We start from the raw sequence: 21,630 nt of genomic DNA, 5'->3' as shown, positions 1-21,630 counted from the left end.
GTTCCTCTCGAAAGTAGCGCCCTCTTTTACATTATCCATTAATTAAAATTAAGATAACAATGAAATCGAAGATTCACGATTTCCATAAAAATTATAAGCGATGAGTAAAGCACAAGTTAACGAAATAAAGATTAGCTACAAAGGGGGTTTAAAATCATCTATGTGGAAAAAAATAAGCAATTCAAAAGATGCGGCTGAACTGCTTTTTGAAGATTGGGATAAAGATACAATTGGTCTTCAAGAAACTTTTAAGGTTGTTTTGTTGAACAACAGTAACAAGGTAAAAGGGGTGTATCAACTTTCACAAGGTGGGATTACTAGTACATTAATTGACCTGCGTATATTATTTGCGGTTATTCTCAAATCTCTATCTGTAGCCATAATTTTAACACACAATCACCCAAGTGGAAAATTACAACCAAGCGATGAGGATAAGAAACTTACAAACAAGATTAAAAAGGCATCACAGTTATTTGATATTACAATTCTTGACCACTTAATATTCGCGCCTGATGGGGATTATTATAGTTTTTCTGATAATGGACTTTTGTAAAATTTAAAACTATGGTATATCTCAATTTTACAGATTTGAGCGAGGATGCTCAAAACCGACTTTTGGAAACTTCCAAGGAAGATGTGAAACGAAAATTTGGGGATAGCATTCGCAAATACGTAACAGAAAAGTATGGCTGTTTTGAAACGATGATTGAAGAAGAAGCACTTCGGAATTTATATTCCTATACCTACGTTTTCAATATATAGTTTTCAGCAAAAATGAAGCAAGCACCTCTAAAATTTCAAAGGTGTTTTTGTATTCAATTAATTCTATATCAAGAAAAATCACTATCTTTATTTCGCTGAAATTCAGCATTCAAATTAAAGTAAGGTTATCCACTTTTCGACTTTCGCCGATACCCTTACACATCGAATAAATAACATATCGGAAAATCATTTTCCCTGAAAATGGCAATCGGCTTTTTAGCCCGGATTGTATGGATTTTTGTCACGCTTGCGCGTGACGAAAAGGAATAGCAAGAGGGTAACACGCTGCGCGATGTTACAGATACCTTTTCGTTTTTAAATAGCTGATTATCAGCAATTTAAAATATTTTAAATTCTTGACAATCAAATATTTGCGACAAACGGACTGTAAGCGCCCATTTTTAGGGAAGATTTTGCGACAAATCGGCGAAATATGGACTCATTTATCGGAATTAGATTTAAGAAAGCAACTGCCAAACGTTTTCAGGAATTTTCACGTACACACTTCAAATCACACACTGAGGCAATGGCCACGATGCTCGATTTTTTCTTCTATAATGAAATTTCGCCAAAGGAAAAATTAGGTCCAACTGGACGAACTATTGAAGCCAAATTACTCAAAAGAATCAATGCGGTCATTGCTATAATGCGGGACGTAGAAAAGACCCAAACCAAACCTACCGTCGCTATGATTCAATCTCTTTTTGAAATTGAAGAGCCAACCAAAAAACCTTTGATAGTGGAAAAGAAATATGCCGAAGAAAAGAAGGAAGTACGCTTTCGTGAAAAGCGGAATCTAAAAAACTAACTCTAATTTTTTGAGCTATGTATATCACCATCACACCTCAAAAATTAGAAACAAATTACTCACAGAGTTCGGCGGATTTTGTAGGGTATTTAGAGAAAGAAAATCAAGGTTTGGAACAACAGGATATGGAACATTTTTTTAATCAATATGGCGATGAGATTTCGGCGGAAGAAGTGGTCAGGGAAATTGATGGAAACACGGCAAAACTGAAAAAGAAAGAACCGAAATTTTATTCGATTACCGTTAGTCCTTCAAAATATGAATTGAGAAAATTGCAGAACAGTAGCCAAGATTTAAAACGATACACCAGAGAGCTGATGAAAGATTATGTGGCATCCTTCAATCGGGAAATTAACGGACGACCTATTACGGTTGAGGATATAAAATACTTTGCCAAGATTGAACACCAACGCACCTTTAAAGGAACAGATTTTCAGATTAAAGAAAACCAACCGTATGCAACAAGAATACTTCAGCTCAAAACCGAAATCCGAGATATTCAAGTAGGACGAGCTGAGGGGAATATTAAAAAGATGAAAAAGGAAATTGCTAAACTCGAAAAACAAGCACCGCACCAACAAAACGGAAAACGGATAGTCCAGGGAATGCCCAAAGCGGGAAACCAAAGCCATATACATATCATCGTAAGTAGGAAAGACGCATCTAATACGTTCAGTCTTTCCCCAGGAAGTAAACACAAAGCTTCAGAAGTTGAAATGCACGGTAAGACTGTAAAACGAGGTTTTGACCGTGATACATTTTTTGCGAAAGCGGAACAGACCTTTGACAAAACATTTGGTTACAAGCGAAATTATGCCGAGACCTATAAAGCCAAAAAGACATTTGTTAAAAATCCGAACCTGTATTTTTCTGCTTTGATGAAACTGCCTGCCAATGAAAAAGCATTGGCGTTCAAAATCATAAATAAATCGGGATTACCAATTGTGCCGAGTATTCCTGTCAGTCAGGCACAAATTGCACTTCGAGTGTTTAAGCGATTGAAACGTGGTGCAGAAGTGGCTATAAAATCGAGTTCCATAGGAATTTAACGTGTATGCAGATAGACAATTTCATAACGATACTTTCAATTATTGGCTTGGTCAGTATCGTTTTCTATGTGGTTTTTCGGGTAAGTCGATATGCCTTTATTATCAATTTACTAGGGCTTAGTGCAATGGTGGTTTATTTAACCGATGAAAATAGATTGATTCTAATTGCTCTCTATTTGGTTTGTCCTCTCATATTAATTAACATAGGACTGTATGTTTTTCTACATAAAACTGAAAACGCACAAAATGTAGATAGCAAATACCAAGTCAATTTTGCGACCACCAAAGGAAGTTTCAGATTGGACAATATCAAACGTGGTGCATCCATTATTGGTTCTGCTGGAAGTGGCAAGACCGAAAGCATTGTGTACGGATTTTTGAAACACTTCCAGAAGGAAGGTTTTTGCGGAATTATACACGATTACAAAGACTTTGAACTGACCGAAATGGCGTACGCGCTTTTCAAGCACGGTAACATCCCATTTAAGGTCATTTCCTTCGATAAAATCATTCATAGGGTAAATCCTATCGCACCTCGCTATTTAGAGAACGAGGAAAGTGTAAATGAGGTGTCACGCGTATTAATCGAAAACCTTTTGGAGCAAAGAGAAAGCGGCACGACCGGTACAACGAAATTCTTCAATGATGCTGCGGAAGGATTGATAGGTGGATTGATTTGGAAACTGAAAACTGACTACCCTAAATACTGTACACTTCCTCATTTGATAGCGATTTATCAGATACTCGATACCGATAGTCTAATTCAATTTTTGGAAACCAATACCACATCGCGGGCAATGGCAGATGCTTTTATAAGCGGTAAGGATTCCGAAAGGCAGACCGCAGGTGTAAAAAGCACTTTAGCCAATGCGTTAAAGCGAATAAGCACACAACGAATTTTTATGGCATTGTCCGCAGATGAAGTGCCACTCAATATAAATAGCGAAGAAAATCCAGCAGTAATTTCGATAGTAAACAATCCGAAATTTGAGACCTCTTACTCGCCTGTAATCGCTACTCTTATTCACACGATTACCAAGCAAATAAGTGTGCGAAATTCAAAACCTTCATTTTTATTGATAGAAGAAGCGCCAACCATCAGATTGTTGAATATGCACCGTATTCCGGCAACGCTTCGAAGCTACGATATAGCAACTATTTATGTGATGCAAGATAAAATACAGAACGATATGATGTATGGCGATAAGGCGAGTAAAGCAATATTAAGCAATCTGTCATATCAGTTTTTCGGCAAAGTAAATGACCCAGATACCGCCAAATATTACGAACGCTTTTTTGAAATCATTAAGAACCCAACAAAGAGTATAAGTCGAGGACATAATCTGGATTTTGATACACGCATTACCACTGGCGAAAAGGAAATCCCAAAAATTCGGGCTGATGTATTTTTTAGGTTAAAACAGGGCGAGTTCATAACCTATGCCGATGGGAATGATAAGAAAGTACAGTTTAAATTATCAAAAATCAATAGACAGTTTCCATTTGGAATCAAAAACTATTCAAACACTGATTTGGAAGCTAATTTTGAGCGGATTTACAAAGAAGTGCGATCGATATTCAAGTAAACTCAAGGTGGTCAAATAGGTTGTCTAATCGAAAAATAGGCTATTCTGCAATTCAAAAATATCTTTCAAAAACTTTAGGAATGTTAAAACCATTTAGTATATAAATAGTACAACGATTATTGGTAAATCAATCTTTAAACTAAGTGGCAAACAAAAATTGTTACAAAGGGTCTTTTTAAAAAGGCGACTTATCCTTTGACCCTCTCGCATCTGCCAGCCACTTTCCATCCTGCTTAACCAATTTAAATACACCAGGCGTTTTATCGTAAGCTGTGGTATATTTTACCCAAGCCACGTCGCCCATAATCGTATCCTGCAAAACAGTAAAGTTTGAATTATCCTTTACCGTCGCATTAAACATATTTATAGTATTCATATAGTTAGAATATGCCTGCGGTGTCGAGTTGGCTTTTAAAGTTTCTTCATCCTTTTCATAAAAGCTTTCAATAACAATCTGGGCAGTTGCACTTGGCCCCGAAAGTTTAGTTGTGGAATCAGTACACGAAAGGAACAGTACTATGAGCGAGAAAACAATAATTTTTTTCATAACAGTATTAATTTGGGTTATTAACATATCTATGCGATAGTTTCATTTCAATATTTCGTTCGCCATCCTTTTCATTCAATTCTAAAATTGCCCTACGGTCATTGGATAATGAAAATTTGGGCAATACATAAACAAATCTTGTCATCTTACCCTCTGCAATTTTGGAAGGAAGACGGTGTCTGTAAATAGGTTCTTGATACAAACGCTGTAAAGATTTCTTTTTTCCTTTCTGTCGTGTTTCAATCGAAAGGTTCAAGAAATTCAAATCGTAATCCAAGGTGGAATTATTCTCAATCTGGATAACGAAATACAGTTCTTCTTTATCAAAAACTATATTCTCAACACTTAAAACAATGCCTTCATTTCGCTTTTTGATTCGGCCAATACGCTGTTTTCTATTGAGAAGATACGAGCAGAATTTTTGGTAATGATAAGTTCTGTTGTCTATTCGATCTTCAGAGGATTTAGCAAGAATTGAATCGATTACAATCGGCTTTTCATTCCCGATACTATTTGATGCTGGAATGAAATAATTGAGCTTAGAAAGCTGTTTTTTATACCTTACAATATACGAAAAAATTGAGCCATTTCGGTTGACTACCAGCAAATTACTTTCCTTTCCTGGCTTAGCTTGTAACAGGCCGAAATACTGTTCTTTCTCACGATTGTAGGTAAAGACAAAATTGTCTGAACCGGTTATGCCTTGCCGAATAGGTTCTGGAAAGAATAGCGCAACATTCTTGGTGTCGTTTGCATAAATGGTGTCGAGTATGTGCGTCGTTTGTTCGTTCGCTGTAGCCTGTGCCGAGCATAGTCGAGGTGCGAAAGCGAAAATAAAGAGCACTATGAATATATGATTATATCGTCTCATAGCTTTGGTTTTAAAATGAGTTTGTAATTGTTCAGTACGGTAACTTTTACCCTTCGGTTAGAACGCCTGAATACTTGTGTAAGTCCGCCAACTTGTGGCACACTCGGAATGTTAATATCACCAATAACATCATCAAGCACTTCTCTTGTAGCTTCTTCTCTAAAGTTGTTCTCAACATAGATGCCCTCGCTACCGTCTTGCAAATCGAAAGCTTTAAGTTTAGTGGGATGGTGCTTTATGTTCTCAATCTCAATTAAAGCACGATTGGGCTGAAAACTGATAAACCCAAAAATCGGTGTGTTCTTTGGCATCAGTTTGCCATTTATGGTAGCAGCTTTGGTAAGGCGCATACGCAATCGGGTATTTGCCTGAACAATTTGATCGCCATCGACGACCACGTAAACGGTTTCATCTGTATTACCAAGGATTGAAACTTCATTGGGTTTGGGCGCAGCGGCGAAGAATAGTTGATGTTCCAAGCCCAGTTCCTTAGCTTCAATTTTTTGAGCTTTTTTAACTTCAGCTGAATCAACTTTCGGTGTAATTTTTTGGGCTATGCGCTTTTGTCCCAAATTTTGATACCGTTTTTCGGAATACTTAATCTTGCCAGCATCGTAAATGCTATCCACAATGCGTTCTTTTTCACGTTCCGGTAAATCTGGGTCGTAAAAGCCCAGGGAATCAATCAGCTTTTCATCATAGATGCTGGGTGCATTGGTTTCACGCACTTCTTTGAGGTCGTTAATCGCATCCAGCTTGGACTCGTATTCCTTTTGGTTTTCTTCCAAATCAGGAATTAAGGTCTGTTGTAGGCTTTCGTTCTCGCTGTCATCATCGCCCATTACCATAACGGAATAGGAAATGAGGAATATGAAAATCACGGCCAATACCGCTGCAAATACTATTTTGTTTTTCTCAACTTTCATCGTTTAATTTTTTAAGGGTGTTCTCGAAGTAATTTGTAATCAAAAGTCCGTGCGGATTGTTGGGAAAGTTTCGATCCACCATAATTAGGTTTCCGGTGGAAACCAATTCATAGGTGTCGATAATAGAGCCTCTATTAATTTCAAAAATGGTCGTGGTACTGAAACGGTACGTGCCATTGCTTTCTGAAATTTTTGAATCGATACTCAATACCTTCTGCACCAATGAATACTGCAATAAGCGGTTATATACACCATCCGCTTTTTTCTGACGGTACAGATTGTCCACAGAACTATTGCCCAACCAAAGCGCTTTTTCCAAGTTCCGTTCATAATTACTGGCATCAATGTTATAGAAGTAGTTGTGGAACAGCTCTAAATGTGCCAGAGCTTCAACCCTAAAATTCTCTTTTTGGGTAACGAGCTTCAGTGGAATTATACTTCCATCGGTATTGATGGCAAATGCACTATTGAGCGCCTTTTGATGCGTGTTGAATACCATCCAAATTGAAAAGGTGCTGGATAGCAATGCACAGACAATAACCGACAAAACGATAAACCGATTTAGCTTTAGGACGTTATAAATATTCTTATATGGTGTTTTCATTTTAAAAGGTATTAGTTGGTAAATAATCTGAGCGTAAAGGATGTGGCACGTTTGTACAATTTGAATTTTAGGAAGACGATAAAGCCAACAGAGCCCAATTGAACAACAGGTGCAAAAAAGCCTTGGCCTGTGTCGGTTCCGAAAAGGTTGACCCAGAAATTGGTATTGATTTCCGTGTAAATGGCATTGATAAATACATTTACCAAGAAGAACGCTGGCACGAGCATATAAACAGCAGCGTACAACTTAAAGAAAGTATAGGCGAGAGAACGAAACTTTTCAAAAACCGCAAGGCTAATGACCAAAGGGAAGAATGCCTGCATTATTCCCAAGAGGAAAAAACGCTCTGCCAAGAATAGCGGATAGATGAACAAATCCAATATCCAGAGGATGGTACTTAGAATGAAAGCCAATATTTTGAAACCGTATAATGGTGTTACCAATGCCTCATACAAAAGCGTCATTGCCGAACTTGCGGCATCAAATAGGCTTACATCTTCCTCTAATGGAATATCCTGCATTTGCAATGGAAGTAACGCAGGTGCCGTGCCCCTATATTGTCCCTCGATGGCTACCAATATCCCATCAAAGAATCCTAACACCTGCGTTGAAAATATAACCAGTAGGACAATAGCAAAATTCTTGGCCAGTTCGCCTGGACTCAATCCCCAAGTGTAACCGTCCTTGTCTGCAATACCTTCATTGTATTTTTTAAGAATGTTGACCAAAAAGAACAGGACGGCAAGTGTTTTCATTCCGGCAATGCTGTATTGCGAAAAGTCGCTGGCCTGTATCGTTTGGAAAACCGTATCGATGTATTCCAACCCTATCCCTAAAATGATGGTCGTAGTCATTTTTAATATTCTGTTTCTCGGTTATTGACTTTATCCTGCATTTTTCTGAAAGAAATAATATCACGGTAGCGTTTTGTCTTTGTAGTGATGTTGGCAACCATTTGTTTGGATTCCAGTTCTTTTGCTTTCAGTATTTCGGCACGTTCGGCGTCGCTCATTTTTAGATAATCGCTGGACAGGACTTCGTCAATAAAATCAACCGTGTCTAATGAATTTTGTACAATAGTTTCAAATGAGGCCACAACTCTGTTAATTTCCTCGGGTTTGATGTAAGGCGAATTCAGAATATCCTGCAAATCATTTTGCATTATATTGATAAGGCGCTGGTTGTTCTGTGCGATTTCTTCGACCGCTCTAAGTTGTTGGACAACGCTCGATACCTTCTCAATAGCTTCTTTGGCATCCTTCAGGAATTTGACGGATTTAATCATTTCTGCCGTCTGCTTACCTGATTCCAAAAGTTGCTTTACCAAACTGATAAAGTTGGTGTTGTCATAAACCGGCATTCCCTGGGCAGAAGCATCTTTCGGCATTAAAAGGGCAACCGTTAAGATTAGCCCGATTAACATTGTTTTAATTTTTGTCTTCATAATATTATGTTTTAGATGTGAATTGAATTATTGCTTTTTCCATATCGTGATGCTCGTTGTAGAGTTTCATTATTTCCTCATTTTCTTTACCGTCGGTCAAGTAGGCGGCATACACTTCCTTTGGTACTTCGAGACGGAAAATATTGCTTTCTCTACCAATTTTGATAAACATTTCAGTGTACTTCCGTGGTCCGGAAAGGTTGTTCTTGATGGATTTAAGTTGGTTCAAGTCGTGGCTTGAAAGGTTGAGCCTTTTAACCAGTTCGTCATAGCCTTTTTCATTGTTCAAGCTGTAGATGACCTGTGTGTTTTCGAGTATACTTGCGGAAGTCGAATTGTTCGGCAGCTGATTGATGGACTGAAGAATAATCCCAATTGCACCGTTCTGTTTTCGGATGGCTTGATAATAAAATTCCACACTTTCCAGTACGTTATCGAACTTCAATTGCTTGGCGAACTCATCGAAAAGAATAATGCCTTTTTCTGCTCTGTTTTTCCAAATCGTTCTTTGGATAGCGGACTTAATCAGCTTCAACATTACCGACAGGATTTCTTTATTGTCCTTTACTTCATCCAGTTCAAAAACAATCAATCGTTTGTCCTCAATTTTATAGGTTTGGTCTTCGCTAACTTCGAACAGAAAACTATATAGACCATCGCCGACATATTCGGACATTACGTGTAAGAAGCTCGTAACATTAAAATAGTCGGGATGGATTTTAAGGGTGCTCAGAAGCTCTTTCCGATTCCTTTCTATAAAGCTGTAAAAACCATCTAAAGAGTGGTTTTCTGAAATGCTATCGTAGTAGTGGCGCAATATCTTTTTGACCGAAACCGATTGTGCTTTTGTCACTTTTAAATCTGAAGCGAACAGTTCAAAAAGAAACACAGATAAGTCTTCCAAACGTTCAGGTGTAAGGTCATTGACATCGCTGATGTAAAAAGGATTGATGCCCAGGTTCTTTCCACTTTCGTAGCGCAGCACCGTGTATTTTTCTGGGTAGAGTTTGGCAAACTTGGTGTAGGATCCGCCCAAGTCGATGATGACCAATCGAATGCCACTTTCAAAATATTGGCGCAGAATGTTATTTGCCAAAAAGGATTTGCCTTCACCAGTAGGTGCAAAGATGGCAAAGTTCCGTGCCTTGATGCGCTTCTTACGCTCGTCCCAGACATCCTTTAAAACAGGAATATTATGTTCTCTATCATTAAATATGATTCCGGTAGCATCGGACTTATAATTGGTATTGTTAATGAACAGGCACAGGGCGTGCTTCAAATCGGTAACGTATAAATCATTATTCGAGAAATTAGAAGAAAAACAGCAGTAACTATTCAGGATATAATTCTTTCGTTCTTCCCCTCGTGGATAGTATGGGATGATATCCAGTTCTTTAAATTCGGTCTTGATTTTAGAGGTTATCTTATCGAGCTCTTTGGCATCTTTGGACCAATACACGATATTCAAATGACCACGAATTATACGTGCATTATCATCTGCATTGATTTGGTCAAGAATATGCTGAATCTTACCAAGTACAACTTTGTTCTGCGACCCGAAGTTGGAACTTTTGTTAAGTTCCTCAATTTTCTTATCCAGAAGCTTGCGCCACTTTTGTTTGTCGTCGAGATAGAGAATCTGATTGACAATATGATTTTCGTTAAGCGTAAGCCCTAAGCCATCAATAAACCCTTGATGAAACACAAAATCGTCAGAAGTGAATTTCTCATTGGTTTTGCTACTCTGCACACTTTCGCCAAAGCACAGTTCGCTATTAATGGCTAGGGCATCAAAATGGTTTTCGCCAATATTGACGCTTTTTTTATCTAAAATGATGTCGGTATCAAAGCCTTCGTTGAAACCATTGAAATAGCCATTCGTGAGTTGCTGAATCTCTTTCGCTCTAAGCGAAATAAATTCCATCTTTCGGCTATTGTTGATGAAGGAAATGGAATCGCTTACCGAGTTGACAAAACTCTTAACGTTGTCATCTAGTTCTTGCAAAATTCCCTTAGAAACCTTCCGGAACGGATTGATATATTTTGAATTATTAAGTGCTTTATTCTTGGTCAGAATAAAGAACAGATAGCATTTATGCTCTATGTGTCCGCGACCTTTAAAATACTCGTGGGTTACTTTTTCCAGAAAGGTTGTATTTGGAAGTTGTTCCGAAGAATAGGATTTCTTCAAATAGATATCCTGTTTATGAACCACGGTCCCAACAGGCAGAGATTTCAAAGCCTGAAACCAGGCGCCGTGCATATCCTCAAAATCCTTTTCGGATAAAGAATAGATTTCTGGTAGGTTACCTTCATAGCACAAAACCACATTGCCATTATTGGCAAAGACGATATTGTCCTGAATATCTGAAATGGGTTGATATGCTGCAAGGTTAATCTTGTTCATAGTTGAAACGTGAATTTCTTTTGTTGCTTATTATTTTTGGGAATGCGTTAGCTGTTTGAAATAGCTGAGGGTTATGGGTTATTCTCGTCAATACCAAATAGAGCCCAGCATTAAAAACCAGTACACCTATTATTATCCCGAAGCTGAAAGAGAAAATGATGATTAATAACGATGCAAGAATGGAAACCATCATTAAGGCAAACAGGGAAATGGGCAAGCCAAAAATGACTGCCCGTTTCCTGATGTTTTTATAGACCTCGAATCGCTTCATTTATACTACAATTCCTATGAGGTATGTGAAGATGCCGACTACCGCACCGGCAATCAACACAAACACGAGAACTCGGGTAATCCCTTTTTTAAGGTCAGCATTTTCACCAAAGAAATGTCCCGCATTAAATAGGAAGCCAACAAGAAAGATGACACCTAGTAAAATGGGAAATATGGCTCTGATGGTATCGCCAACATCATTAACGGAATCTTCAATGCCACCAATTTGAGCAAATAACGAAGTGGATAAGAGCGAGAGAAAGGATGCTAAATAGTGATATTTTTTCATAACGTAACAGTTTAAATTTTTGTATTGTTTTCGTTATGGGAAATTTACATATATTTGAACATAAATAACTGTAAATCAAATAATTGTGAACAAAATATTATTTGATGTCGTTTGGATTCTGTTGCTATTATTTGGCATCAAATGCTATGGAATTTTAAAGGGAAGTTGTTGATAACCTGAAAAATGAAAATGAAAAAAGTGCTCAAAAACGTCAGTTTTGTGATTTTACTATTGAAAATGTGCATCATTTTAGGACAAGAATCGGGTACCCAAAAAAGAATAATAATTGATGTTGGACACGGTGGAAATGATTCTGGTGCAATTGGGGTGAATTGCATCCAAGAAAAGGATGTTGTAATGAATACCGCTTTGGAAATTTTGAGGCTAAATGAAGAATCTGAGAAGCCTTTGGATATTTATTTGACAAGGTATACTGACACGCTCATTTCTTTATCGGATAGGACTAAGCTGGCCAAAGCCTTAAAAGCCGATTTATTTGTGTCCTTGCATTGCAATCATTCGGATAATCCAGATGCAAGAGGGATTGAAGTTTATGTTTCAAAAAAGCAATCAGCAAATTCTAGAGCATCTATTTGGTTTGCTTTTCAGTTACAAGCTGCCCTTAACTTAGAGCTAGATTTTGAAAGTCGAGGTGTGAAGTTTGCGAATTTTCAGGTTCTAAGAGAAACGGTTGATTATTGTACTTCCGTGCTTTTGGAATTGGGATTTTTGAGTAATAAGGATGAAGCTGCTTATTATAAAAAGCCTAAATCAACCGAAGCTCTGGCTTTAATTATATTGGAAAGTTTAACTAAAAAATGAAGAAATTATGAGGGAATTAGGCATTGAGATAATCAAAATAGTTAGAGCTATTATTTTGGAACTATATAAATCATTTTTTAGAAGAGGAAAACTGTAATACATCAGAAATCATTTTCTGTAAATTAAAGGATTCTTCTTCAATCCATTCTTCTTTGTCAATAAGTGATTTTATAAGCTCAATTTCTTTTCTGGAAAAACTTTGCAATTTCAATCCTGAAAGTAATTTCGTCAAATCCCAATGACTGTAATGATAGTCAATATAAGTGCTAATTCTTTTATGCGGTTCATTTGGGTACAATAAATGAATATCCTTGTTTCGTTCTTTCAACTTAGTTTTTACTCTTAAATAAATTTGTAAGCCTGCTAAATCCCAATCACAGGAATAGTAGATTGGTTTTGAAAGGTCATTTTCGTCTATATCGTCAATTATTGAGATATTATTACCGCCAACATACCACATTTTAGTCTGGGTTTCCTTAGCAATCCAAGGTTGTTTTAAGAAGGATTTGTTCTCGCACATAACTACCAGCTTTGGGTTTTGATTGTCGATAACCAATCGCCATTGATTTTCTTTTGTATCTAATGGAAACCGTTCAATATCTAATATTTTAAAAACAGCTTGTCTAACACTTGTTTTATTTTTAAGATACTTCGAGGTGTCAAAAAACTCATTTGAAAAGTCCTCAATATTGGTTGGGTTGTTTTTTAATTCAGACTTATTTTCAGCAATGAGCATTAATGTTGTAACGTCCTCAATGGTAAAAACTTTGTTTGCAGTCGGTTTTATATTGTTCTCAATAAGAAATTTTTTTGCTTCTTCAAAGACCTTTTTAAAGTCCTTTTCATAAAATTCATTAAACCTATCTGTAGTAATTATTACTTTGTTGTTGTCTGGTTTAAGGTCTAGAACACCGTCTTCGTGTATGAGATAGTGTATGTAAGGATGTCCTTGAATGAGTGCTCGGGATTTCCTATGGCGATATAAATCATCAAGTGCTTTTAGTTCTTTCCAAGTGACATTCTTATTCATTATCTAATTGAGATTTTATGTATTGGTCAATGTCTTGTGTTACTTCATCAGAGAATATACCAAGAGGTGGAACGAAGCTTTCTGCATTAGCTAAATTATTTTCATTTAAAATGTATATGTATTGACCATTTTCGGTTATTTCACCAGCAGTTTCAATTGCCATTGTAATTATTTGATAGTCTTGTTTTTTTGCCAGTTCGTGTAGCATATTATAGTTACTGCCTAAACCTTCCGCTTCATCAATGGGCATAATTTTTAAGCCAGTATTATCCTTTTCTTCAATAAGCGATAATCTTGCCAAACAAAGAAGTGCATTTGCAGCATAGGTCTGTCCGTTACTGCCTGAATTGACTTCTTCGTTTTCTAATTTAAGTTCAAAAACCAAGTCGAAATACGATTTTGGGTTCATTAAATCTGAAGGTTCAACTTTAGTGCTACCACCTAATTTCTGAAAAGCCATTATCATCATCTTATTAATGTCAATTTCTTCGCGAAGGTCACTAAATAAACCAGTATAACTAATTTGGTTGTTTAACTGTTTTCTAAATGTAGTAAGCCATTTTTCAGGATAATGAATCGATTTTTTAAATGTCAACGATGCCTTGTTGCCACCAGTTATACCTGCGTTACCTTTTTTTAGATACTTATCTATATCATTTATTTTGGTAAGATATCCTGAATAGACCTTATAGACTTCATTAAATATGCTACCTAAAATCTCTACCTTTCTGGAGCCAATTTCTTTAATATCCTGAGTAAGTTTGTTTAACCTTTCTACGATGTCATTTTTTATTAAATCTTCGTCAACTTTTGTAGATGGAAATACTGTTGGTAATAAATGGTGTGCCAATTGTCCAATAGATGCCGTCTCGTCATAGGGTAAGTCTTTTGTTATTAATTTTAAATACTCGATATATGCCTGTTGAGACTGATTCGCTTTATGCTGAAAAGAATTGATTCCACCATCATCTGGATTATTTGTTTCTTCTGTATTATCGTCAAATTCAATCGTCGATTTAAAGAGTTGCTCGTTTAGATTTGTAGCTTCTTGTATTTGCTCTCTTGCTAGTTCTAATTGTTTATCATACTGCTGAATATTCTGGTTAAGGTCTTTTATGGTGTTTGCAGTCTCGTACTTTAAATCAGAAAGTTTTTGTTGATTGATAATGGAATTTTTATTTGTCTCAATAAATGAATCTCTATCGAAGTCGGTCTCATTTAAAACGATATTCCGTTGTTCTAGATGATTTTCCTCGATGGTAATCCTATCTTTTATATTTTTAATGTCGAGAGTATCAACATTTTCGAAATATGTAGTTTGAAGCTTTTCAATTGTTTGGTTGTAACCTGTTAGCAAAGTTTTTCGACTTGTAAATTCTTGATATGACTTTTGTAATGAACTATATTTTTTATTTATTTCGGTTTTTGCATCAAATGACTCTAGATGAAGATTAAATGTCTCAATAGTCATATCTTTTAAACTATCATCTATTTTAAATTCAAGAAGCTTATCTTGGTTTTTATAAAGATTTATGCGTGTTTCTATATTGCCGAATTCGAATAATGTGTTTTTAAGAAATTCTATATTTTGTTTTTCTGTTTTAAGTTCGGCTAACTTCTTATCAACGCCTTCTTTAAGTTTAGAAATAGATGCGACGATATCATTTGGATTTTTTACATTTAAAATTTGATGGTCAGAAAAGGTTATAAATTCGTAAACACCATCAAGATTTAACCAGAACCCTTTCTCACTTTCTTCTTTAATGTTTGCATCTAATTGCTCAAAAAGATATTCAGGAAAAGGCACATATCTGTTGGTGTTTTCTTCTGAAGGTTTAATTCTACCATATTTTTGGAAATAGATTAAAGTACTTTCAGATATGGGCGATAATGGAAACTCTAAATTTTCAAGTGCCCAGTTTACCAATGATTCAGGATTGTTCAGGTCTGAAAATTTTGATAAGGATTCCAGTCCGGCTATTTCCTTTTCTAATTCCTTCATTTTTTCAGAGAAAGCTTCTTTTTCCTTTTTAAAATCTTTTAGCCATCCAGATGTTTCAAAAGCGTTTTGAATATTATTTTCTTGTAAATATTTGATGAACTTTAGAAGAGCTAATTTATCATCATTGGTAGTGTGTTGGGTTGTAAACCAAGTCTTTACTTTTTCAATGTCATTATCGTGTGAGGCCATCCACTTTTCCACGATATCCACTTGTCTCTGTCTTTGACCGATTTCAAAAAACTGCTTTTCTACATTATTTTCAGAGCTATTGGCCTTAGAAAGCTTAGAAACTTTCTTTTTGAGGTCTAAGAGTTCTTTAATGTCATTTAACTGCAATTTTAAAATCTCAATTTCTACAAATCGCAGTTCATTATTTTTAAGATTTAATTTTTCTTCAGATTTACCTTTTTCTTCAAGGGTTTTCTTTTTAAAACTATTCCAGTAACTGAATTTTTTAATTAAGTATTCTGTATATATCGATTTATAATCTTTCTGTTTTTTTAAAGCAGTTTTAATTATGTCTTGTTTTTCATTAATTAGTTCTATTTCTTGGGTATATCTTATATGCTCGTGAAAATCGTTACTGATATTGTTGACTTCCTCGTTGTACTTTTCGATAATGGTATTTTGTTCATCATCGCCAAATAAGAATTTTTTTAAATTTTCGGATTCAGTTTTAAAGCCTTTTCCTCTTGCGAAAGACCTCAGGATATTTGCGTATGTTTTTAGAGTTTCGCTCTTTGTTAAATTCAAAGAAAGAATTTTATTGTCGTATAGAATTTGGTGGTAATCTCTTCTTCTGAAGGTCATCATTCTTACAAAGTCAATCCTGTCACACAGATTTTTTAGTATATCTACCTTGTTATCCAAAATCAAGTCTTCGTGCAGAACGGGTTTGGTCAATAAGGTAAGATTATCCCAATCGTAACCATTTTGAATGATAAACATTTCGGCAGCATTGCTTGTTCCCTCAATGTAAACACCAATTACTAAATACTTCTTGGGACTAACTTCAATGTTGAGAAAAATATATCCTCTACTAGCGGTTTTTCCTGTAGAAGAAATAAGCATACCCTTAACGTCTCTATCCTTGTTCCCGTCAGTTGCAGATACAAATTCACTGGAACCAATAAGAATTAGTTGAATCATATCTGCAATCATACTTTTACCACTGCCACTTTCGCCACTAAAGTCGGTACGATAGGGGTGGAAGACATAATCTGCATTAAAATGCTGTTTTATACCAATTGTCGATAAACTGTAAATTCTTGGGTAATTGTTACTCTGCATCTTTGACTTCCTTTATTAAATCGTCTATAGTTTCAATTTGGGGTTGATAGTTGATGCGCAAGCGCTCAAATGATGGCATTATTTTAAACTTGTCTTTTTCATCATTACTTTCCCACATTAACCACCCTAGGTCAGCGAATTTCTCAAATGATTTGTTTACAACATACTCAAATCTTTCGTCGCCCAAATCCGTACTTTTATCAGAGGAATTATCATTTATTAATTTTCTCAAAGCGTTTTTCTGTTCTTCATATTCTTCGTGTAAAAGTGTTATGAAACTTGAAATACTTTCGAGTTCAATGTTCCCGTCCAATTTATACATTTTTAGAAAGAGCATTCCTATAATAATATATTCGCTTCTTAAATAATCTCTGTTGTCAGAAGGTACGTTGCCTTTACCATCTTCGTTAAAATTTAGATAATAATAATTATTGAAATCTGACCCTTCTTTTACAAGGTTTAAATTGTAAAAATCTTTATAAAATTTCTTAAGTGAGTCATAGTTGTCTGAATCATTTAAAAAGCGGTAGAGATTTACATTTGAAGGATATTCTCTTTGGATATGAACACCATTCCTAAGTGTGTAATCAAGCTTTGCAAAAACGCTCTTTGCCTTATTATGGGCTAAAAAATCATATGTTATTGTACTGTTTGTAATGTCATTTGCCATATTGATATACTAGTTTTTGATATTGCTCGTGTCCGTTCTTTATTAATTTTAATCTCATATTTAATTTTGCCCATTTTGTTTTTTCTAATTAGGTTATGAGCTGTCTTCACTGCAATTTTTAGTTGGTCTTCTTTTAATATTTCAAAGAAAAAAGGCGTAAAATCTACAGAATTCTTTAGTTCCAATTCTTCCAGTATAAGATTAGTCCAATGCTGAATTCTCTCTTTATCTTGTTTCCATTTAAGCGTTTTTTGTAGCAGTTGGGTTCTTTTAAAAGTATCTACTTTTCTCTTGGTTACTTCGACAGGCAACTTGGGACTAATTTCTCTAATGGGAATGATTTCAAATCGAGGATTATGGTTCGGTGATTTTATCGCTAAGCCAGATAGATTATTAGGAAGTTGAATTTTCTTAGAGCTTCCATCCTTAACGACTTTTGAACTCTTCAGTAAATAATCAATAAACTTGTTTGTTTTTCTATCAAAGTTCTTTTTGTTGAAGTCATAAATGAACTCTCTAATTCTTGGCTTTATTTTTTCTATTCTCTTACTTATCTGTTCTAACTGACTTCGGGAATTATCGTGAAAAAGTTGAACTTTCTGAATATCTGAAACATAGTCTTGTCCTTTATTGTCTTCAAGTAAACTCAGTAAAAGATCATCGATATCGTAAGAGATTTGGAAAGCATTTCTCAGCTCTAAGGCTTGGTCTTTTATTACCTCTAGACGTATTTCGATACCCTTAAGAATTTCTAGAATCCCTTGGTCTTCAGATTTGATCCCTGTTTTAAAATCAATAACAGACTCATTAACCTGTTGATCTAAAATTTCTATTTGTGAAGTAAGAGCTGGAAGTCTTAACTCGAAATGATCTTCCATCCATTCGTTAAAATCTCTGTTCTGATCAATATTTTCGGATAAACTTTTGTGAAGCTCTGCAAAAAACCTTTTAATTTTTGCCGGATCATATTTTTCGATAAGCCGTTTTTCAATATTCTGACATAACTCTAATCCATATTTTTTAAACTGATATGTTTTTCTAGAATCGTTCCGCCATAAAAAAGACTCTTGAAATCGCAGTATGATTGTATTGTTTCTGTTGTATTCGGTTCTAGAACTCTCGTTACCCTGATCTTTAAAAACTTTTGTAATGGTTGCTATAATATTCCCTTCGGTAAAATGATTGTCTTTATATTTTGCATAGAGAGACAGAAGAATTAATCCATCGTTTTTCTCTGGGATTAATTTGTCATACTGGTCTTTTGCTTCTCTGTAGAGGTTAAAACTGTCCAAAATAAATTAAAAATTATATTTTTTCTTTCTTTTGTCAAAGGCTTCGGGACCACCTTCTAAAACATCACAAATATGTTCTTGTACGCCTCTTTTGTATAGCACTTCAGTGATTTCATTGTCTTCTGCTTTTGTATATTCAATAGAACCAGAAATATACTCAAATGGATGTGTTCTATTTTTAGTGCCTTCACCATCTTGATTGGCTACTATAATTAGTTCTGCATCCGCACCTAAAACTAGATTTGGATTATGTGTTACTATTATTATTTGCCTAGTTTTCTTTCGCTTACGTAAAAATTTCACCACCTGATTATAGATAGAGCGGTTATCTAAATCATCTTCTGGTTGGTCGATGAGGATAGGGCATTGACTGTCATCTAAATCAATTAATAAGCGTAATAGAACAAACGATTTTTTGCCTGGTGACATATCAGAAATATCGTCATCTTGAAACGTTACCTTATAATCGTGCATAAACCAATTGGTAAATAAGGAAGTTATAGCTTCCTTATTTGTGAGCCCTTTTCTTTTTGGGATTTCATTTTTTATGATTTTCCAAGCCTCTGCTTTTAAAAACGTCTTGTGTTCTTCCAGACTGGCAAAATCATATTGAGTTAGATAGTCGTAATCTCTACTAGCTGTCGCACGACCATCAAAACTTTTTTGAACATAGGATTCTTGAAAATTGTCTTTTTTAAATTTGGTTAGGATATCAAACGATAGGTCATCGTCAAAATCAGATAAATCAACGCTATCCTTTGCTTCAAGATAAAGTGAGTAATACTCTGAATTGTAATCAGCGAGAAGCTGAATGTTTTTCTCAATAAGTTTATAGGAATTGGTCATTTCTTTTTGGTATTCAGCAATTTGCAAAAGAATTTTTTCCTCTTTGCCTAGGTCTTTCATTAATTCGTTAAGTACATTCTGGTCTTTTAGAGCTTCTTTCATATCCTTTATGGAAGCTTCGAGTACTTCAATTTCTTTGGTCAATGTAAGGATTTGGGCTTCTTGTCCTGTAATTCTTTTATCTACTTCTGTACCCCAGTCCGTTTTATAAATGGTGGTTTTTGTAGTTGACAAAGTCTCTATATCTTTTTTTAGCGCAGGATTAATGATATTCTCTGTGAGATTTTCATTGATCTGAATACTGATGTCTTTCAATGATTTTAACTTGAGGATATCCTTATTAAGGATATCAATAGCAGCACTTTTTTCTTTTATCTGAGCATTGGTCTGATTAAACGCATCAAGCTCTTCTTTGCTAATTTTGGACTTTTCCTGAAGTCCTTTAATTTCTTCATTCAGCTTGTCAATCTGTTTTTTGATGCCACTTTCGTCACCTAACTCTTTTTTTAGTCGATTCTTTTCGATGTTAATCCCGATGTTTTCAAAGAGGTTTTTTATCGCTGTATCTACTTTGTTTGCGATTTCCTTTTTTTTGTCATTTAACGAATCATACCAAGCTTTAAATTCTTCCTTTTGCAGCAAGACATCTTGTATTATTTCGTCTATATCACCAGTGTCCTCACCATCGTCAACGACTCTGTTTAAATAGGATTGTGGTATGTAGATAATCTTCTTTGCAGGATTTTTTTCAGCACCAAGATTAGAGGTTTGCCCATCTTTCCAGATAACCTCAAAACTACTAACAGGTCTTTTATCAACTATATTAGCGGATGAATTACGTTTGTTATATTCAGCAATATCAGCAGTTTTAGCCGTGCTTTTTAGTAATATGGATTTACCAGTAGATTTCCCGCCAATGATGGCAGTCATGTTTTCATTACACTCAATAGGTGCAGTTGTGAAGGCGGGGTCAATAAACCGTACTTTATCTATAACCTCGTAGACCTTTTTCTCATCAGGCTTACGGTCTGTTATACTAACGCGTTCTTCAGGTTCATAGATGATTTGTTTTAAACCTTCAAAAGTCGGATCAGCTTTAATCCAGCAAAGTCTTGGCAGATTCTTGGTAAAAAGCTCATCAAATGAATGCGAATCACTTCCCCATATACAGGGTTTTAAGGATTTGAATTCGTCAATATATTCTTGTGGGCTCTCATTAAATTTTCCTAATGCCCATTTCCTAGTATTGGGATTTGAAGCAAATAAACAGTCAGATTTCTGAATCAGAATTTTACGTGTTAAATGCCCTTGGTTGTTCCATTCAACATCACTTAAATCCTCATCAGATGGTGTGGCAACTAGATATTTGCCTTTAAACAATGATGGTTGATCTGATAATAATTTCGAGATTTCATCATCAGATACGACAGCATTCATCATACCTGTATAGAGGTGACTTGGATGTTGTCTAAAATGAACGTGCTCATTTTGAAGCCTTTCCCCTAAAGAGGTAAGGTTACTTTTAGTTAAAGCTCTTCGTTCTGCTGCTTGTTGAGGGGTGCCTTCGACGATGATTTTTAGTTGTTGCAAAAAATTTTCTTCAATGTCTGCAATAGGAACTTCATCTGAAAATATTACGTGATAGTTTACTCGATTATCCTGAACCAGTTTGTCCAACCTAAATTCAATGTTAGGTAATATTAAAATTTGATGTATCCTTTCGATTTGGTCATTGTTAAATTCTAGCTCTTTAAGTTTTGTATCATTATTAAGATATTCATTTTTAAGCTTCTTGTACCCTTCTATAGTAAAATAGTCTGTTATGCCTATAGCAGCAATATTGTGAGTTAGAGCTTTGGTAAAGAGTTGCTTCACGTACTCATCCCAATCAGTACCAAAACCATTATTAAGCGCAGATTCCGGTGTGTGTACGTGCAAATCCCATTTGCGCCATTCAGAACCTTTTGGATAGTTTTTATTCATAAGTATAATAGTTTTTACTAATAATCAATTTTAAGAAACAAAAAAGCCAATGAATTTTCACTGGCTTTATAAAAAAATCTATATGTGGCCTTATTGCCTATAAATATATTAAAATTTTAACATAATTTCTTA

At 35.4% G+C, this 21,630-nt stretch carries 19 protein-coding genes; 6 read left to right on the top strand and 13 right to left on the bottom strand.

Annotated elements, in window-relative coordinates; genetic code table 11:
* The first annotated feature begins 100 nt into the window (after window positions 1-100).
* The 5 genes from ACY2RU_RS03820 to ACY2RU_RS03800 all read left to right on the top strand — a co-directional run bounded on the left by ACY2RU_RS03820 (window position 101) and on the right by ACY2RU_RS03800 (window position 4,205).
* The gene (locus ACY2RU_RS03820) at window positions 101-553 is read left to right on the top strand and encodes a JAB domain-containing protein (RefSeq protein ID WP_490137079.1); all 453 of its coding nucleotides are present in this window, start codon (window positions 101-103) and stop codon (window positions 551-553) included.
* 11 nt (window positions 554-564) lie between these two features.
* A complete protein-coding gene (locus tag ACY2RU_RS03815; RefSeq protein ID WP_490137078.1) occupies window positions 565-762 on the top strand; it encodes a hypothetical protein in 198 nt (65 codons plus the stop codon).
* Window positions 763-1,195: 433 nt separating this feature from the next.
* A complete protein-coding gene (locus ACY2RU_RS03810; protein ID WP_490137077.1) occupies window positions 1,196-1,570 on the top strand; it encodes a BfmA/BtgA family mobilization protein in 375 nt (124 codons plus the stop codon).
* 17 nt (window positions 1,571-1,587) lie between these two features.
* Window positions 1,588-2,619: a MobB family relaxase gene (gene mobB / locus ACY2RU_RS03805; RefSeq protein WP_490137076.1), complete on the top strand. Its 1,032-nt coding sequence runs from the start codon at window positions 1,588-1,590 to the stop codon at window positions 2,617-2,619.
* Between the two features lie 5 nt (window positions 2,620-2,624).
* Window positions 2,625-4,205: a type IV secretory system conjugative DNA transfer family protein gene (locus tag ACY2RU_RS03800; RefSeq protein ID WP_490137075.1), complete on the top strand. Its 1,581-nt coding sequence runs from the start codon at window positions 2,625-2,627 to the stop codon at window positions 4,203-4,205.
* A 175-nt stretch (window positions 4,206-4,380) separates the two neighbouring features.
* On the opposite strand, the gene ACY2RU_RS03795 is transcribed toward ACY2RU_RS03800, so the two are convergent.
* From ACY2RU_RS03795 to ACY2RU_RS03760, 8 genes are all read right to left on the bottom strand, one after another.
* Window positions 4,381-4,752 carry a hypothetical protein gene (locus ACY2RU_RS03795; protein ID WP_490137074.1) on the bottom strand — a complete coding sequence of 124 codons (372 nt, stop codon included), beginning with the start codon at window positions 4,750-4,752 and terminating at the stop codon, window positions 4,381-4,383.
* Between the two features lie 7 nt (window positions 4,753-4,759).
* Window positions 4,760-5,623 (bottom strand): DUF4138 domain-containing protein, encoded by an 864-nt coding sequence (locus ACY2RU_RS03790; protein WP_490137073.1) that lies wholly within the window; start codon window positions 5,621-5,623, stop codon window positions 4,760-4,762.
* Complete coding sequence (traM, locus tag ACY2RU_RS03785) at window positions 5,620-6,549, bottom strand: conjugative transposon protein TraM (RefSeq protein WP_490137072.1); 930 nt, start codon at window positions 6,547-6,549, stop codon at window positions 5,620-5,622. The genes ACY2RU_RS03790 and traM overlap by 4 nt, the downstream gene beginning before the upstream one ends.
* Window positions 6,539-7,153 (bottom strand): conjugal transfer protein TraK, encoded by a 615-nt coding sequence (locus ACY2RU_RS03780; protein ID WP_490137071.1) that lies wholly within the window; start codon window positions 7,151-7,153, stop codon window positions 6,539-6,541. The genes traM and ACY2RU_RS03780 overlap by 11 nt, the downstream gene beginning before the upstream one ends.
* Before the next feature lie 11 nt (window positions 7,154-7,164).
* A complete protein-coding gene (locus ACY2RU_RS03775; RefSeq protein WP_490137070.1) occupies window positions 7,165-8,007 on the bottom strand; it encodes a hypothetical protein in 843 nt (280 codons plus the stop codon).
* Between the two features lie 2 nt (window positions 8,008-8,009).
* Window positions 8,010-8,597, bottom strand: coding sequence for a conjugal transfer protein (locus tag ACY2RU_RS03770; RefSeq protein WP_490137069.1), 588 nt, complete (start codon window positions 8,595-8,597; stop codon window positions 8,010-8,012).
* A gap of 4 nt (window positions 8,598-8,601) precedes the next feature.
* Window positions 8,602-11,004 carry a TraG family conjugative transposon ATPase gene (locus ACY2RU_RS03765; protein WP_490137068.1) on the bottom strand — a complete coding sequence of 801 codons (2,403 nt, stop codon included), beginning with the start codon at window positions 11,002-11,004 and terminating at the stop codon, window positions 8,602-8,604.
* Between the two features lie 271 nt (window positions 11,005-11,275).
* Window positions 11,276-11,563 (bottom strand): hypothetical protein, encoded by a 288-nt coding sequence (locus ACY2RU_RS03760; RefSeq protein ID WP_490137067.1) that lies wholly within the window; start codon window positions 11,561-11,563, stop codon window positions 11,276-11,278.
* 189 nt (window positions 11,564-11,752) lie between these two features.
* On the opposite strand from ACY2RU_RS03760, the gene ACY2RU_RS03755 reads away from it, so the two are divergent.
* Window positions 11,753-12,385, top strand: a complete 633-nt coding sequence (locus ACY2RU_RS03755; RefSeq protein ID WP_490137066.1) for an N-acetylmuramoyl-L-alanine amidase family protein — start codon at window positions 11,753-11,755, stop codon at window positions 12,383-12,385.
* A 70-nt stretch (window positions 12,386-12,455) separates the two neighbouring features.
* Here the strand turns inward: ACY2RU_RS03755 and ACY2RU_RS03750 are convergent, their stop codons facing one another.
* From ACY2RU_RS03750 to ACY2RU_RS03730, 5 genes are read right to left on the bottom strand one after another with little or no spacing between them, the layout of a single operon-like run.
* On the bottom strand, window positions 12,456-13,415 hold the full coding sequence (locus tag ACY2RU_RS03750; RefSeq protein WP_490137065.1) for a hypothetical protein: 960 nt from the start codon (window positions 13,413-13,415) through the stop codon (window positions 12,456-12,458).
* Window positions 13,408-16,707: a hypothetical protein gene (locus ACY2RU_RS03745; protein ID WP_490137064.1), complete on the bottom strand. Its 3,300-nt coding sequence runs from the start codon at window positions 16,705-16,707 to the stop codon at window positions 13,408-13,410. Before ACY2RU_RS03745 ends, ACY2RU_RS03750 begins: the two co-directional genes overlap by 8 nt.
* Complete coding sequence (locus tag ACY2RU_RS03740) at window positions 16,697-17,377, bottom strand: chromosome partition protein MukE (protein ID WP_490137063.1); 681 nt, start codon at window positions 17,375-17,377, stop codon at window positions 16,697-16,699. The genes ACY2RU_RS03745 and ACY2RU_RS03740 overlap by 11 nt, the downstream gene beginning before the upstream one ends.
* Entirely contained in the window at window positions 17,347-18,669 is a 1,323-nt protein-coding gene (locus ACY2RU_RS03735) for a hypothetical protein (RefSeq protein WP_490137062.1), read from the bottom strand. Before ACY2RU_RS03735 ends, ACY2RU_RS03740 begins: the two co-directional genes overlap by 31 nt.
* A gap of 6 nt (window positions 18,670-18,675) precedes the next feature.
* Entirely contained in the window at window positions 18,676-21,498 is a 2,823-nt protein-coding gene (locus tag ACY2RU_RS03730) for a TrlF family AAA-like ATPase (protein ID WP_490137061.1), read from the bottom strand.
* Between the last annotated feature and the right edge of the window lie 132 nt (window positions 21,499-21,630).

The sequence above is a fragment of the Ulvibacter sp. 2305UL32-6 genome (assembly GCF_058148545.1).
This window is presented reverse-complemented; position numbering and strand designations above follow the sequence as displayed.